The following is a 14,773-nucleotide window of genomic DNA, read 5'->3' as shown; positions in this document are numbered from 1 at the left end:
GACCTCTTTCACCTAAGAAAATATGATAAGAAAAATTATTTAATGCCTCGGAATTCTATATTCTTGATAGAGATACCTTCCTTCATATCATTACCACCAGATCTGATGGCAAAATATACGGTACCATCTTTTGTTGCCGTGAAAGTTCCATTGGGATTATTAGAATTCACAGAACCTTTACTTGATATTTTACCATCAAAAAAAGATGTTCCGCTTCCAGCCCAGGTATTAATTCCCCGCAACCATGTAGAGTCATTGCCATCTCCTGTATAGTCAGTATTAGCAGTAGGTTTTGTATAGCCAACGTAGATCTCAAACCAAGAGTCAGAAACGCCTTTGGAAGTTACCACTGCATCAGCCATATATTTTCGGCCTTTAACCACCTGAACTGCCTGATACAATACGTTTCTATCCCAATTTTTGGCAGTGAAGGTTGCCAATCCGCCACCAAATGACCATAGGGCTGTATTAGAAGGATTTGGAAAAGCCATGGTCCATTTTGCAACATCTGCAGCGTCTAAAAATTTACCTCCCTGGATCAGATTTCCGGAGAGTGGATCAGACTTTTCCACTTTTACAGTCTGGCTTGCAGTACCCGCAACAACGCCACCCTGACCAATAATCTGGTGCTGAATTTTATAAGTTCCTTCATCCGGAATAAAAACATCATTGATATTCGCTCCCCTTCCGAAGCCACCGCCGTCACCTAGATCCCAATTGGAATAAAGATAATTTTGGTTTGAAGAAGTTAGCTTATAATGGTTTTCTGAAGTTTTGGTAACTGTAAAAGAGGCGTCTGTATTGGTTGGTGTAATACCGTTTCCGTCTCCGTCAACACTTTCCGGAACACAAGAAATCGCTAGTAATGAAACGCCTAAAAAGATTGTATGTTTTAGATATTTGTTCATGATAATGGTATTAGTATTGAGGATTTTGTTTTAATGCGGTATTTAGTAACTCTTTATAAGGAATTGGCAACACTTCATTTTTACCTGCAACAAATCCTTTTGAGGCTAATTTTGCTGGCGCTTCTCCCCATCTTACGAGATCAAACCAACGGTGTCCTTCTCCTGCCAATTCTCTTCTTCTTTCATCTTTTACAGCTTGTAATGTAACCTGAACTGAAGCCAAACCTACTCTAGAGCGAACGGCATCTAGCAAAGCCTGTGCTCTGCTTCCAGATCCTCCTAGAGCTTCCGCCTCCATCAGGTAACTGTCAGCTAAACGAATGACCATGTAATTCTGACGGAAGTTTAGTTCCATAGAACCCGGCAAAGGAGATACACCAGATCTGTAAGGTGCAAATTTTTTCAAAAAGTAACCTGTATCAGCATACGCCGGAGAGTATGATACCTTACCTTCCTCTTTTAGTTTTTTGACGTTGAGAATCGTAGCATCTGCCCTCGGATCATTTTGCATGAAGTTAAATAAATCATCTGTAACTGTATTAAATGCCCATCCAGAAACAATATCTGGAGCATTACTTCCTGCTAATAAATTATAAGATCTAGGTCCTGTCATGATACAGATAGAGTTCCCTTCATCTTTTCCCCATCCCCAAAAACTCCAATCCGACATACCTGCATTGGTATGAACTGCTTCAAGAATTGATTCCGAGGTGAATTTGTTATCCGTAGTCCACAAGCTGCTGTAGTTTCCTACCAACTTATAGCCATATTGACTTGTTTGGCCTGGTGTTCCATTAACATCTGCAAATTGTGCTGCAGCTTCTGCCTTTTTGTTATCATACAGATATATCTTTCCTAAAATTGCTTTCGCAGCACCTTGGGTTATTCTTCCTCTTTCGCCTCCAGAAACAGAAGTTGGCAAATCTGCCCAAACACGTGCAATATCTCCTTCTATCTGATTATAAACCTCTTGCTTTGGCGTTTGTGGTATATTCCAATAATCATCATCAGAATTGATTTGTTTCAGGATCAAAGGCACATTTCCAAATAATCTCACTAATTCGAAATAGTAGAGCGATCTAAGAACTGTTACTTCTGCTAATATTCTTTTTTTCAAAACATCACTGACTGGTGCTGTAGGAATTCTAGCTATGACCCAATTTGCTCTAGCGATACCTTGGTAATAATCTCGCCAATAACTTCCGGGTACTGTAACCGGCGTGATACTATAATTGTTAAACCCCTGAATCCCTGCGCCATCGGTAGCACTACCACCCCCGGAAAAGAAATCATCAGATCCTGCATTTAGGAAAGTCACGGTGTTTTCAAAACCACCCGCATATTTCTTCATGATATCGTACACAGAGGCCGTTGCGCTTAGACATTGTTCTTCACTTTTGAAGTAGTTTGCATCATCGAATGCTCCAATGTTTTCAACATCTCCGATGTAGTCACCGTTGCAGCTTACAGTACCGAAACTAAGACCGGCTAGCATTATAACTGCAACACTTTTATTTATAAAATTTAAATTTTTCATTGTCGTTAATAATTAAAATTGAATGTTTGCTCCAAATAAGAAAGTTCTTGCTTGTGGATAGTATGCTCTATCGATTCCATATTCATTTCCTCCAGCAATTTCTGGATCATAGCCTGTGTATTTTGTGAAAGTAAATAAGTTTTCTCCTGTAACATACAGTCTCACTTTGCTTGATCCAAATCTTGATGTTACCTCTTTTGGTAATGTATATCCTAATTGTACTAATTTAATTCTCATATAATCACCTTTTTGAAGATAATAGGCAGACATTTTTCTGTAGTTTCCATTAGGATCATCTCTTGTCAAACGTGGATTGTCATTGGTTGAGCCTTCACCAGTCCATCTATTAAGTATGGAGGTTTGATAATTGGCATCTAACATATCTAATCTTCTAAGTCCCTGCAGTATTTTGTTTCCTCCCTGACCTTGTGCGAAGACCATGAAATCAAAGTTTTTATAATTTAAATTAACTGTAAAACCATAGGTAAATTTAGGAACTGCACTTCCAAGGTCTACCATGTCTTCTGTTGAGTTCAAATCAACTTTGCCGTCTCCGTTGTTGTCTATCCAGATAAAATCTCCAGGTTTAGCGTTTGGAAGCAACATTTGACCATTACTATTCACATAAGAATTGATCTGTGCTTGATTTTGAAATACACCGCTGTAAGAATATCCATAAAATGTACCTATCGGTTTTCCAACCTGAAGTCTGTTAACGGTTCCTAGTGAATGTAGTCCAGACAATTCTCTCCATTCTACATCGTCTTCCAATCGTAGAACTTTGTTATTATTTGTAGAGAAGTTACCAGTGACTGAGATATTAAAATCCTCCCAGTTTTTCTTGTATCCAAGCTCAAATTCCATCCCTTTATTCTCCATGTCACCCACATTAGCAAAAGGATCCGTAGGAACCCCTACATAGCCAGGAACTGCTACTCTTCTAAGGATATCTGTCGTTTTTTTATGATACCAGTCAAAGCCAAGTGTAAAATTTCTTAGAAAACGAATATCAGCGCCTACGTTTGTTTGTGCAGTTTCCTCCCATTTAAGATTTGGATTTCCAAGAGTATTGGGGCTATAACCGATAATGATATTAGGATTAAGTTCTCCGTTTGGATAATTACTTCCTGCTACCAAAGAACTTCTGAACATAAAATCATCTATTGCATCATTTCCTAAGACGCCATATCCACCTCTAATTTTAAAAGTATTGATGATTTCATTATCTTTCCAGAAGCCTTCTTTATGAACATTCCATCCGAGTGAGAATGACGGGAAATTACCCCAATATTTCAAAAATTTTGAAGAGCCATCTCTTCGGAATGTTCCTGTAAAAAGATATCTGTCCTGATAATCATAGATTACGCGTCCGAAATAGGATGTTCTTCTTGTTTGAGTAGTATCCCAAGCGTTAGCAGTTATATTTTTTGGATCAACAGAGTAAAACGCGGCATCTTGCCAGTTTTCGATAGGTAAGTTCGTGTATGTTACACTTTCACCAGAGCCAATGTTGTTTCTATAAACTCCTTGTCCTAGTAAGACACTGAAGTTGTGATCACCTAATCTTTTCTGGAATGTCAGGGTATTTTCAAAACTCCATTCAAATTTGGTCTGAGTTGTTCTATTCAAACTATTAAAAGATAAATTACTTAAGGATGGACTCAAGTAAAATTTAGGATTAAAGCCTTGACTTCCCCAATAAGCTTTCTTTCCATTTAATGTTGTTTTGAAATTAAGTCCGGGAATAATTCTTAAATCGGCAAAGACATTTCCTACAAAATCATCAGACCACCCATTTCTGCCTTGTTGTGTATATCTGTAAGCCAAAGGATTTGACATTTCTTGATTGACATACTTAGAAATACCGTACGGATTACCATTGGGATCTCTGATAAGATACGGATTAACATAATCATCCGGATTGACCTGTGACCAATCTGTAACCACAGCCGGTGTCGTTGGATCCAAATTGATGGCAGAGCTTAGCGGTCCTCCAAATAATTCATTAGTTCCAATGCCCTGGCTTTTTTGGTGCGTATATAAGAAAGTTTGACCAATCGTCAAAAAGTCTAAGACTTTATGTGTAGAATTTAACCTTGCATTGATTCTTTTATAGTTCGATATATCACCCATTACAGTTCCAATCTGATCAAAGTATCCGAAGGATGCGTAATATGTCGATTTATCATTGCCTCCATTGATGCTGAACTCGTGCGATTGTCTCTCTCCAGTATTAAAAATAGTATCCTGCCAATCTGTACCCTTACCAAAAATTGACGGATTGGAATATCTAACTGGTTTACCATCATTTGCAAAACCTTCGTTAATAATTGTTGCATATTGGGTAGCATTCAAAAGGTCTAATTTTCTTGCGACATTGGATACGCCGTAGCTCCCATTGTAAGCTAAATTAAGAGTCCCTTTTTTGCCTTTTTTAGTCGTAACAAGTATGACACCTCTCGCAGCCGAAACACCATAGATTGCAGAGGAAGCCCCATCTTTTAAAACTTCTATACTTTCTATGTCTGATTGGTTTAACCAGCCAATTCCATCTACAATGATTCCGTCTACAACCCACATTGGCTCATTACCTCCTGCTCCAAAACTGGTAAGTCCTCTGATTCTGACTGTAGCACCAGATCCGGGCTGTCCAGAATTTGTAACCACGGAAACACCAGCTGCTCTACCTTGTAGCACTTGCTCCGGTTTACCCGCTGGGATATCCTCTATATCAGAAGCTTTTATACTGGCAATTGCGCCGGTCACATTGCTCTTTTTCTGTGTACCATAACCGATAACCACTACTTCTTCAATCGTTTTTTCCTTAGAAGCTGTGTCTTTTACCTGCTGCGCTGAATAGTTCGCTGTAAAATAAAGAACAGCTGCTAATCCGAGACATTTTGAATACTTTAAGTTCATACTTTAATTAATTTTTTGTTAATCTCAAACTGAGACAATAAAAGTAATTTTTTTTTTTACACTACAAAATAAATTTTTAATTTTTTTGTTTTCCGTTTATTGATGGTAATTTAACAATCATACTTATCATAAATTATATTAATTTATGTAGATTTGAAATCCCCAAAAACAGGTCCTATTGTTAAAAAAAGTTAATGACTCATTAAATGAATGTTAATAGCACAAAAATAAAGCTGCCATTGATGATGAGCTTTTTGATCTTCTCCATGCTGCTAAATAGTATGGGCGTTATCATTCTGCAACTGTCAGAGGAAGTGTCTTACAAAGGTCTAGGGGTTTTGGAATCTTTCAAGGATATTCCGATGGCCATTATGTCCATCTATTGTGTCAATCTCATCGCCAAAACGGGCAATAAAAATGCACTTCTCTTCTCTCTTCTTTTTATACTGGTCAGTTGTATCGCTTTGCCATTGGTAGATACATTTTGGTTTTTCAAAATATGGCTTAGTATTGTGGGCGTGAGTTTTGCTTTGGCAAAAATTGCAGTGTTCAGTATTATCAAGAATAATTTTAAAGATGCGCAACTTTCCAGCGCCATCAGCAGCGTGGATGCTTCCTTTATGTTTGGGATATTTTTTGTTAATATTGGTTTTGGAACTTTGTTGACGAGTTCTTATGCAGATTACTGGAAATTCGGATTTTGGGTGATCGCTTTGATAAGCACCATCACGCTGGTGATGTTAAAGTATGCGAAAATAGATGAAGAACCAGCATCAGAAAACGAAAAAAGACCTGGAGAATGGAGATTCTTCCTAACACCGAAGATTATTTATTTCTTCATCATTGTTTTCTTTATGGTCTTTGTGGAGCAGAGTTTTAACTCTTGGCTTCCCAGTTTTTTCAGAAATAATCTGAAGATCAATTCCTATTTCGCTTTGCAGGCTTCTGCATTTTTGGCCTTATTCTCATTTTTTGGACGGCTGATCACCAGTCGATTGATATTGCGGTTTCATTGGTTCAAATTTGTACTGATTTGCCTCTGCATTGTTTTTGTGATATTGGGACTTTGTCAGACCATTATCTCTTATTTTTACCAGGATTTCAAATTCTATCTGATATTCATTGTACCGCTCATCGGTTTATTTTTGGCGCCACTTTTTCCGCTTTATAATTCTGAAGTCCTCAACAAAGTTCCGAAGGAAAAAACACACCTGCTGGTATCAATCGTTGTTATATTTTCGTCCTTGGGAAGCTCGGTAGGTTCTTTGTATATGGCCGTGATTTTTTACAAAAATCTGAGTAATTTCTATCCTTTATTTATTTTATTACCTTTATTAATTATATTTGGACTTACTTTCCTTTTAAATAAAACGCCCATAACCTATGACCGAAAACAATAAAATTAAACAGAATCTTCAGGAACTTATAGAGACAAAGGATTTTGTAGAGCATGTATCCGTGGATTGTGTGATATTCGGGTTTCACAAAGACACGCTTAAAGTTTTATTACTAAAATACCACGATCTGGATCTATGGTCCGTTCCGGGTGGTTTTATCTTTAACGATGAAAATCTAAATGACGCTGCCGCCAGAACACTTTATGAAAGAACTCACCTTTCCAATGTTTTCCTGGAACAATTTTACACTTTTGGAGATATCAAAAGAACCGAAAACAATACCCATCAAAAACTTTTGGAGAATAAAAATATTGACGTGGATCAAAATCACTGGATCTATCAACGTTTCATATCCGTAGGGTACTGTGCATTAATAGATTATACCTTAACCTATACCTTTCCGGATTCTTTTAACGAAACAGACCGATGGTTTGACGTGAATGAATTGCCTAATATGGCTTTTGATCATCAGGAAATGATTGAAAAAGGACTACTCTATCTCAGAAAAAATATAGATTATCAGGTGATGGGTAGCAATCTTCTTCCGGACAAATTCACGATGAAAGAGTTGCAGCACTTGTATGAGGCTATTCTGGGAGAACCACTTAGACGCAACAATTTCCAAAGAAAGATCCTCAGCATGAACATCTTGGAGAGACTGGAAAAACACTACAGCGGCTCTGCGAACAAAGCCCCATACCTGTACAGGTTTTTAGAAAATTCGGAGATAAAACAGTCAGATTTTGACATATAAATTCTGAATTGGAACATAAAAAAAGACGGCAAAATTTGTCGTCTTTTCTATGAATCAATTGTTGAAGCCGTTTTAAAATCTAATATCTAGTTTCTAACCTATAACTTCTATTTTATCTGTTATTTTTGCCATCCACCTTGATTCTTTCTGCCCTGTTTGCCAGTTCCCAAGCTGTAGCAAAAACCAATTGCGTTCTTTTCTGCAATAGTGGATAATCAATTTTCTCAGGCCTATCCGTTGGTTTGTGATAATCCTCGTGGATACCATCAAAGAAAAACGCTACCGGAATATTATGCTTCGCAAAGTTATAATGGTCTGATCTGTAGTACAGTCTTTGCGGATCTTTCGGATCATCATATTTATAATTAAGCTCCAGCTTGACGCTTTTTTCATTCGCCGCAACATTGATTTTCTTCAGTTCAGAACTCAACATTTCAGAACCAATGACGTACACATATTGCTTACCTCTGTTTTCGGGATCGTCGCGCCCAATCATGTCAATATTAAGATCTGCCACTGTATTGGCCAATGGGAAAACCGGGTGATCAGAGTAATATTCGGAACCGAAAAGTCCGTGCTCCTCACCAGTCACGTGGAGAAAAAGAATCGATCTCTTCGGCCCATAACCTTTTTTCTTAGCTTCTTGAAAAGCCTGTGCAATTTCCATCACCGCTACAGTGCCACTTCCGTCATCATCCGCACCATTGTAAACTTCGCCTTTCTTTGTTCCTACGTGATCGTAGTGCGCAGAGATGACAATGACTTCATGGGGTTTTTCGCTGCCTTCGATGTACGCCATAATATTTTCAGAATCCGGCAATGCTTCACCATATTTTTTCATCGCTTCAGCCGGAACGTTTTGGTAGTAAGAACCCAAAGCCGCTGGAAAACCGATGCCATTCTTTTTGTACTGCTCTATGATATAAACGCCGGCTTTTTTCTGACCTGCGCTTCCCGTATCACGTCCTTCCATATCGTCAGCGGCGATCACATAAAGGTTTGTTTTCAGTTCCGCAGATGTGATCCCGTTGTAGGCCTCTTTGAAACCTTTACCTTCGTAGGTGAAATTCTTGGCGGTCGAGCAGCTCTGCAACAATGCAAAACCTACAAAAAAACCGTACAGTTTTATATTTTTCATAAAGTAAATTTAATATTAAGTCGGCGTTACAAAAGGATTGTTACAACATTTTTCCAAATTTTTTCTTTAAATCAAATTCAGTTTTTACAAATAAAAAGATGGCCAGTAATATTGTTTCTACTATTCCAATCGTATTGATCAAATTTTGATCTGAAAAGAAAAATAAGCCTGTAATTCCTGTTATTAGAAGTAGAACTCCAAAGATCATCAATAATTTTGAAGACAACTTTTGAGCAAAATTCCATCGCTCTAAGTTTTTCATAGAACTTGTTGTCCTGTAACCATAGAGGTAATTGATCTTTTTTGGAGGAAACACAAACATCAGAATTCCTGCAAACAGAAATACGGAACCGACGAGAAATGGTACAGATGTGGAATTTTCTATCATAATTGATGATTTATAATTAATTTTTCTCTCCGAAAGTCAATAACGTTCCGCTTGGATCGATTAGCGAAAACTCTTTCATATGCCAAGGTTTTGTTTCCAAATTCCCGTTGGGATGGATTTCAATGCCTTGATCCTGAATTTTTTGATAAAATTCTTCAATCTCATTATCGATTCTCAGATAGATCATAAAATCTGACTTCTCCGGATCCATCGTTTCAAAATTAAAAAAATGAATCTCCAGATCCTGATATGCTGTGATCAGATAATCGCCGTGATCCGCAACCAGTTCAAAACCTAATTTAGAATAATAATCAAGCGTTTTTTGCTTATTAATAAAGGGAAGCTTCGGAATTACCAATGACATCATAATGCGAAAATTTTAAGCTAATTCGTCATTCCATTCTCTGATGGTCACTTTTGCGATCAAACCTTCCTGCACAAAAGGATCGCCATTCACGAACTCTTCAGCCGCTTCCTTGTTGATAAAAATCGCCATAGCACCTTCACCTTGATTTGCAAAAGCACCTGTTCCCAAAACTTTTCCAGACTTGATAAATTCCTCTTCCAACATCTCATGACGTGGAAAAACGGCCATAAACTCATCCATTGTTTTCTCCGGGTTGTGCTCGTAAAATACGACTGCTTTCATATTATATGTTTTTATTAAAGATAAAAATTAATACTATAATTAATGCGCTTCCAACCAATTATTCCCAACGCCCACTTCCACCAAAAGCGGAACAGTCGTCACAAAAGCAGATTCCATTTCTTTTTTGATTAGTGACATTGCGACATCCACTTCATCCACCGGCGCTTCAAAAAGCAATTCATCGTGCACCTGTAAAAGCATTTTGGTTTGAAGTTTTTGGGTTTCTAATTCTTCATCAATTTTTATCATCGCCAACTTAATAATATCAGCTGCACTTCCTTGGATTGGTGCATTCACAGCGTTTCTTTCGGCGTGGGCTTTCACTACAAAATTGCTGGAATTGATATCTTTCAAATGGCGTTTTCTGCCAAGAATCGTTTGGACATATCCCAGATCCTGCGCTTTCTTAACTTGCTCTGCCATATATTCTTTCAGACGCGGATAGGTTGCATAATAAGAGTCGATCATCTTCTTCGCCTCGGTTCTGGAAAGTCCGGTCTGTTCGGCTAAAGCAAAGGCGCCCTGTCCATAAATAATCCCGAAATTCACGGTTTTCGCCTGACCTCTCTGGGTTTTCGTCACTTCTTCTAATGGAATATCAAATAATTTCGCTGCGGTAGAAGCGTGGATATCTTCTCCGTTTTGGAAAGCAGCAATCATATTTTGCTCGCCGGAGATTTCTGCAATCAACCTTAACTCAATTTGAGAATAATCGGCAGAGATGATCTTTTTCCCTTCTTCTGCGACAAAAGCACCACGGATTTGCTGACCTCGCAAAGTTCGGATCGGGATATTCTGTAAGTTAGGATTCACACTTGCCAAACGTCCTGTTGCTGCGACAGTTTGCGCAAAAGTCGTATGAACGCGCTCATCTTTTTTATCGATCTGACTTGGTAAAGCATCCACATAAGTTGACTTTAATTTCTGCAAAGTTCTGTATTCCAGAATGGAAGCAATGATCTCGTGCTTTGAAGACAGTTTTTGTAGGACATCTTCGGACGTTGCGTATTGTCCGGTTTTGGTTTTTTTCGCTTTCGGATCCAACTGCATTTTATCAAAAAGAATCTCGCCCAGCTGTTTTGGAGAATTCATATTGAAATTCTCTCCAGACAGTTCGAAGATCTTGGCTTCTAAAACCCGAAGATCATTTTCCAGATCGATGCTTTCCTGCGCAAGCCAGTTGTTATCAAGTTTAACGCCCGTCAATTCGATTTTCGCAAGCACTTTCATCAATGGCATCTCGACGGTGTAGAACAATTCTTCCAGATTTTCTTTGGCTAATTGTGGCGCAAACAATTCATATAATTGAAACGTCACATCTGCATCTTCTGCGGCGTAAGCCGTTTGCGTTTCCAGATCAACTTCACGCAGCGTCAATTGATTTTTCCCTTTTTTACCAATCAGAGATTCTATGGAAACGGGTCTGTAATCCAGATACATTTCGGACAGATAATCCATCCCATGTCGTCCATCAGGATTTAGCAGGTAATGTGCAATCATCGTGTCAAAAATTTGGCCTTTGACATCAATATGGTAATTCTGAAGAACTTTCGTATCGTATTTCAGATTATGAGCAACTTTTAAAACATTTTCAGCTTCGAAAAATGGCCGGAAAAGCTCAACCGTTTCTTGCGCTACTTCCCTATTTTCAGAAATGGGAATATAATAAGCCAAACCTTTTTTGTAGGAGAAACTCATCCCGATCAGTTCTGCTTCCAGCTCATTAAGCGAAGTGGTTTCTGTATCAAAACAGACTGCATTCTGTTTCAATAGATTGTTTAAAAGAATCTTCTGGGCTTTTGGTGTATCAATAAACTGATAAAGATGATCATTGCCATCGATATTTGATTTGGTCGTGGTGGACTGATCCAGCTGCTCGAACGTGGCAAACATATCCATCATTCCGTTTTTATTGGCAGACGGTGAAACTTCTGCTTTTTCGACTGTGGGATTTTCAACTTCCTGAAGTTCCTCCACATATTCTTTATTGGAAAATGCGCGGTACAGATTCTCGTACAGTCTTCGGAATTCCAACTCGTCGAAGATCTCTTTGACTTTTTCGAAATCAGGCATATCAAGATCATATTGCTCTTCGACAAATTCGATTGGTGCATCGCAAATGATGGTTGCCAGTTTTTTGGAGAGTATTCCTCTTTCCGCGCTGGCTTCTACTTTCTCCTTCATTTTTCCTTTCAGCGTGTGTGTGTTGGCCAAAAGATTTTCCATCGACCCAAATTCCTGAATGAATTTTCTCGCTGTCTTATCACCAACACCATCCAATCCCGGAATATTATCCACAGCATCGCCCATCATTCCGAGATAATCAATGATTTGCTTTGGATCGCTGATCTCATATTTGGCTTTAATTTCTTCAACACCAAGGATCTCGATATCGCTGCCTTTCATACTTGGTTTGTAGATCTTGATTTTGTCTGTGACCAGCTGTGCAAAATCCTTGTCGGGCGTTACCATAAAGACATTGTAACCCTGTTTCTCTGCTTTGCACGCAATAGTTCCGATGACATCATCTGCCTCATAACCTTCCACGCCCAAGATGGGAATGTGCATGGCATTCAGAATATCATTAATGAAAGGTTTTGCCAGGAGAATGGGTTCTGGCGTTTCCAGACGGTTGGCTTTGTATTCTGCATAATCATCGTGGCGGACATTGGTTCTTCCCACATCGAAAACCACTGCCAAATGCGTTGGACGGTCTCTTTTTATCAGTTCAATCAAAGAGTTTGTAAAACCGAAAATAGCGGATGTATTGATGCCTTTCGTCGTAATTCTCGGGTTTTTTATGAATGCAAAATAACCACGGAAAATCATTGCGTAAGCGTCTATGAGATATAATCTTTTGTCTGTTGAAGTCATAAAAACAAAAGTAAGAATTTTGTGTTGATTAATGCCGGAAAGCAATAAAAATAGAGAAGTTTAGATCTGTTAAAAAAATCTTAAAATTTTGATTGAAATGTTGAAATTTGATTGTAATTTTGCAAAAAACAAATGAAAAAATATCTACGCTCTTTTTGTCTAACATTCTATCTGTCAAGCCTCATTATTTCCTGTGCAAATTATGGAGATGCTTTGTTGTATAAGAATAAAGACATCACTGTTTCTAAGATCAAAACTGTTCTCTACTTCAACCCGGAGATTTTTCCGGATATTTCTGAAATCAAAGAACCAACTTATACTGCATTTTACAGCGCAACTTCTGACAAAATGAAATCTCTTGGCAATATCAAATACCTGCAAGTGGATACACCGATTTCTTTTGACGACGTGGATACCAAAACCGTGAAAGAAATCTGTGAAAACAACAATGCCGATGTGGCAGTAGTTCCGAAAGTGAAATATTTCAAGGTGGGTTTTGGTAAGTATGTGTTCTCTAACCAAGTGATCGTTAGTATGAAACTGTACGATTCTAAAGGTCATTTTATTATGGAAACTTCTTATGATACCTACAAAGGTAATGGCAGATTACTGGGTACCGCTTCCAATTCTGTGATCATAGGAACCAAAGGCGCTATCAGAAAAATGAACAAAGAACTTAGAAACTAATTTAATTCTGTTTTATTCACATTATATTAATGTATTTCTAAAGGATTTCTTTCAGATTTTAATACTTTTGCAATGCAAAAATCCAAAAGATCGAGAATCCAGAAATCATATTAAATCCAGCCGACGTCGCAGAAACACTGAGCAAATTGCCAGTGAAAGAACGTCTGCTGCAGTTTCTGAAATTGCCGAAATCTGAAAAGGCAGAAGTATTCTCACACTTGGATCCTGATTTCCAAGAAGAAACAATCAGAAGTATTGCCAGCCACGAAGTTTCTGACATCCTAAACGAGATGTCTCCTGATGACAGAACGCAACTATTTGAAGATTTTCCGGATGAACTGATCAAATCTTCCATCAATCTACTGAATCCTCAGGAACGACGGGTTGCTTTGAAACTGTTAGGTTATGAAGCCGATTCTATTGCGCGTCTGATGACGCCTTACTACGTCCAGATCAGAAAAGAATGGACTGTAAAACGTTGTCTGCAACAGATCAAAAAAGTAGGAAAAAAAGTAGAGACATTGAACTTCTTGTATGTTGTAGACGAGAAAAATATTTTGATCGATGACATTACGATCGGTTCTCTCCTGTTGGCTGATGAAGACCAACTGATTTCTGAACTTTCCGATGATCATTTTGTGGCCATCACCACCACCACTTCCAAAGAAGACGCCGTTCCTTATTTTGAAAAATATGACCGAAGTGCGTTGCCAATCATCACGGAAAATGGTGTTTTGGTAGGTATTGTAACCATTGATGATATCTTGGATCAGATTGAATCTCAAAATACAGAAGATATTCAGAAATTTGGAGGTTTGGATGCTTTGGATATGCCGTACACACAGACTTCTATTTTTGAAATGGTGAAGAAGCGGGGATTCTGGCTGATTGTTCTTTTCTTTTCCGAAATGCTGACGGCATCTGCAATGGGTTATTTTGAAGATGAGATCCAAAAAGCGGTTGTTTTAGCGCTATTTGTTCCGTTGATCATCTCGAGTGGTGGAAATACAGGTTCGCAGGCTGCCACGTTGATTATCCGGGCAATGGCATTACAGGAAATTGGTGTGAAGGACTGGTGGTACGTGATGAAAAAGGAAATCTTTACAGGTATTTTCCTGGGCAGCATCTTGGGAATTATCGGATTTATGAGGATTGCATTTTGGCAGAAAGTTGGACTCTTTGATTACGGTGAACATTGGGCTTTTGTAGGACTGAGTATTGGGATTTCTCTCATGCTGATCGTACTTTGGGGAACTATTTCCGGATCTATGGTTCCATTTGTTCTTAAGAAACTGAAGCTGGATCCAGCGACTTCTTCCGCACCGTTTGTTGCAACGCTGGTGGATGTTACGGGATTGATTATTTATTTCTCTGTTGCAGGACTGTTTCTCACAGGAAAACTTCTTTAGTTTTAGCGATTCAACATTTTAACGCAAAGAGTCCGCAAAGTTTTTAATTTTTCACTGAAAATATGTTAAGATTCACAAGGGCGTAAAACTCAGCAAAGTTGGAATAGCAAAAG

At 38.4% G+C, this 14,773-nt stretch carries 12 protein-coding genes; 4 read left to right on the top strand and 8 right to left on the bottom strand.

All coding sequences use genetic code 11. From position 1 onward, the window contains the following. Positions 1 to 35: 35 nt before the first annotated feature. The 3 genes from F564_RS0110805 to F564_RS0110795 are packed head-to-tail and all read right to left on the bottom strand — an operon-like array spanning position 36 to position 5,364. Positions 36 to 908 (bottom strand): hypothetical protein, encoded by an 873-nt coding sequence (locus tag F564_RS0110805; protein ID WP_028122659.1) that lies wholly within the window; start codon positions 906 to 908, stop codon positions 36 to 38. Between the two features lie 10 nt (positions 909 to 918). Next, a complete protein-coding gene (locus F564_RS0110800; protein ID WP_228373893.1) occupies positions 919 to 2,403 on the bottom strand; it encodes a RagB/SusD family nutrient uptake outer membrane protein in 1,485 nt (494 codons plus the stop codon). Positions 2,404 to 2,457: 54 nt separating this feature from the next. After that, positions 2,458 to 5,364: a SusC/RagA family TonB-linked outer membrane protein gene (locus F564_RS0110795; protein WP_028122657.1), complete on the bottom strand. Its 2,907-nt coding sequence runs from the start codon at positions 5,362 to 5,364 to the stop codon at positions 2,458 to 2,460. A gap of 206 nt (positions 5,365 to 5,570) precedes the next feature. Between F564_RS0110795 and F564_RS0110790 the strand changes: the two genes are divergently transcribed. Both F564_RS0110790 and F564_RS19130 read left to right on the top strand, forming a co-directional pair. Beyond that, positions 5,571 to 6,764, top strand: a complete 1,194-nt coding sequence (locus tag F564_RS0110790; protein ID WP_028122656.1) for an MFS transporter — start codon at positions 5,571 to 5,573, stop codon at positions 6,762 to 6,764. Continuing rightward, positions 6,748 to 7,515 carry an NUDIX hydrolase gene (locus F564_RS19130; RefSeq protein WP_034981371.1) on the top strand — a complete coding sequence of 256 codons (768 nt, stop codon included), beginning with the start codon at positions 6,748 to 6,750 and terminating at the stop codon, positions 7,513 to 7,515. The genes F564_RS0110790 and F564_RS19130 overlap by 17 nt, the downstream gene beginning before the upstream one ends. Positions 7,516 to 7,627: 112 nt before the next feature. Here F564_RS19130 and F564_RS0110780 read toward each other — a convergent pair whose 3' ends face one another. Genes F564_RS0110780 through polA form a run of 5 tightly spaced genes read right to left on the bottom strand, consistent with a single transcriptional unit; the run spans position 7,628 to position 12,564 of the window. After that, positions 7,628 to 8,653, bottom strand: coding sequence for a M28 family metallopeptidase (locus tag F564_RS0110780; protein ID WP_028122655.1), 1,026 nt, complete (start codon positions 8,651 to 8,653; stop codon positions 7,628 to 7,630). A gap of 40 nt (positions 8,654 to 8,693) precedes the next feature. After that, the gene (locus F564_RS0110775; protein WP_034981367.1) at positions 8,694 to 9,041 is read right to left on the bottom strand and encodes an SdpI family protein; all 348 of its coding nucleotides are present in this window, start codon (positions 9,039 to 9,041) and stop codon (positions 8,694 to 8,696) included. Between the two features lie 16 nt (positions 9,042 to 9,057). After that, positions 9,058 to 9,408 carry a bleomycin resistance protein gene (locus F564_RS0110770; protein ID WP_028122653.1) on the bottom strand — a complete coding sequence of 117 codons (351 nt, stop codon included), beginning with the start codon at positions 9,406 to 9,408 and terminating at the stop codon, positions 9,058 to 9,060. Between the two features lie 12 nt (positions 9,409 to 9,420). Then, positions 9,421 to 9,690: a YciI family protein gene (locus F564_RS0110765; protein ID WP_028122652.1), complete on the bottom strand. Its 270-nt coding sequence runs from the start codon at positions 9,688 to 9,690 to the stop codon at positions 9,421 to 9,423. A 39-nt stretch (positions 9,691 to 9,729) separates the two neighbouring features. Continuing rightward, positions 9,730 to 12,564 (bottom strand): DNA polymerase I, encoded by a 2,835-nt coding sequence (gene polA, locus F564_RS0110760; RefSeq protein WP_028122651.1) that lies wholly within the window; start codon positions 12,562 to 12,564, stop codon positions 9,730 to 9,732. Between the two features lie 132 nt (positions 12,565 to 12,696). Here polA and F564_RS0110755 point away from each other — a divergent pair, with 132 nt between their 5' ends. After that, entirely contained in the window at positions 12,697 to 13,251 is a 555-nt protein-coding gene (locus F564_RS0110755) for a hypothetical protein (protein WP_028122650.1), read from the top strand. Between the two features lie 89 nt (positions 13,252 to 13,340). Continuing rightward, positions 13,341 to 14,660: a magnesium transporter gene (mgtE, locus tag F564_RS0110750; RefSeq protein ID WP_028122649.1), complete on the top strand. Its 1,320-nt coding sequence runs from the start codon at positions 13,341 to 13,343 to the stop codon at positions 14,658 to 14,660. Positions 14,661 to 14,773: the final 113 nt, after the last annotated feature.

Source organism: Epilithonimonas tenax DSM 16811, assembly GCF_000428485.1.
Classification (GTDB): Bacteria; Bacteroidota; Bacteroidia; order Flavobacteriales; family Weeksellaceae; genus Epilithonimonas; species Epilithonimonas tenax.
The sequence above is the reverse complement of the archived record's forward strand: the minus strand, read 5'-3'. Positions and strand labels throughout refer to the sequence as shown.

Coding starts and splice junctions, on each gene's coding strand:
- F564_RS0110805 (WP_028122659.1), bottom strand. CDS start 908: ATGAACAAATATCTAAAACATACAATCTTTTTAGGCGTTTCATTACTA.
- F564_RS0110800 (WP_228373893.1), bottom strand. CDS start 2,403: ATGCTAGCCGGTCTTAGTTTCGGTACTGTAAGCTGCAACGGTGACTAC.
- F564_RS0110795 (WP_028122657.1), bottom strand. CDS start 5,364: ATGAACTTAAAGTATTCAAAATGTCTCGGATTAGCAGCTGTTCTTTAT.
- F564_RS0110790 (WP_028122656.1), top strand. CDS start 5,571: ATGAATGTTAATAGCACAAAAATAAAGCTGCCATTGATGATGAGCTTT.
- F564_RS19130 (WP_034981371.1), top strand. CDS start 6,748: ATGACCGAAAACAATAAAATTAAACAGAATCTTCAGGAACTTATAGAG.
- F564_RS0110780 (WP_028122655.1), bottom strand. CDS start 8,653: ATGAAAAATATAAAACTGTACGGTTTTTTTGTAGGTTTTGCATTGTTG.
- F564_RS0110775 (WP_034981367.1), bottom strand. CDS start 9,041: ATGATAGAAAATTCCACATCTGTACCATTTCTCGTCGGTTCCGTATTT.
- F564_RS0110770 (WP_028122653.1), bottom strand. CDS start 9,408: ATGATGTCATTGGTAATTCCGAAGCTTCCCTTTATTAATAAGCAAAAA.
- F564_RS0110765 (WP_028122652.1), bottom strand. CDS start 9,690: ATGAAAGCAGTCGTATTTTACGAGCACAACCCGGAGAAAACAATGGAT.
- polA (WP_028122651.1), bottom strand. CDS start 12,564: ATGACTTCAACAGACAAAAGATTATATCTCATAGACGCTTACGCAATG.
- F564_RS0110755 (WP_028122650.1), top strand. CDS start 12,697: ATGAAAAAATATCTACGCTCTTTTTGTCTAACATTCTATCTGTCAAGC.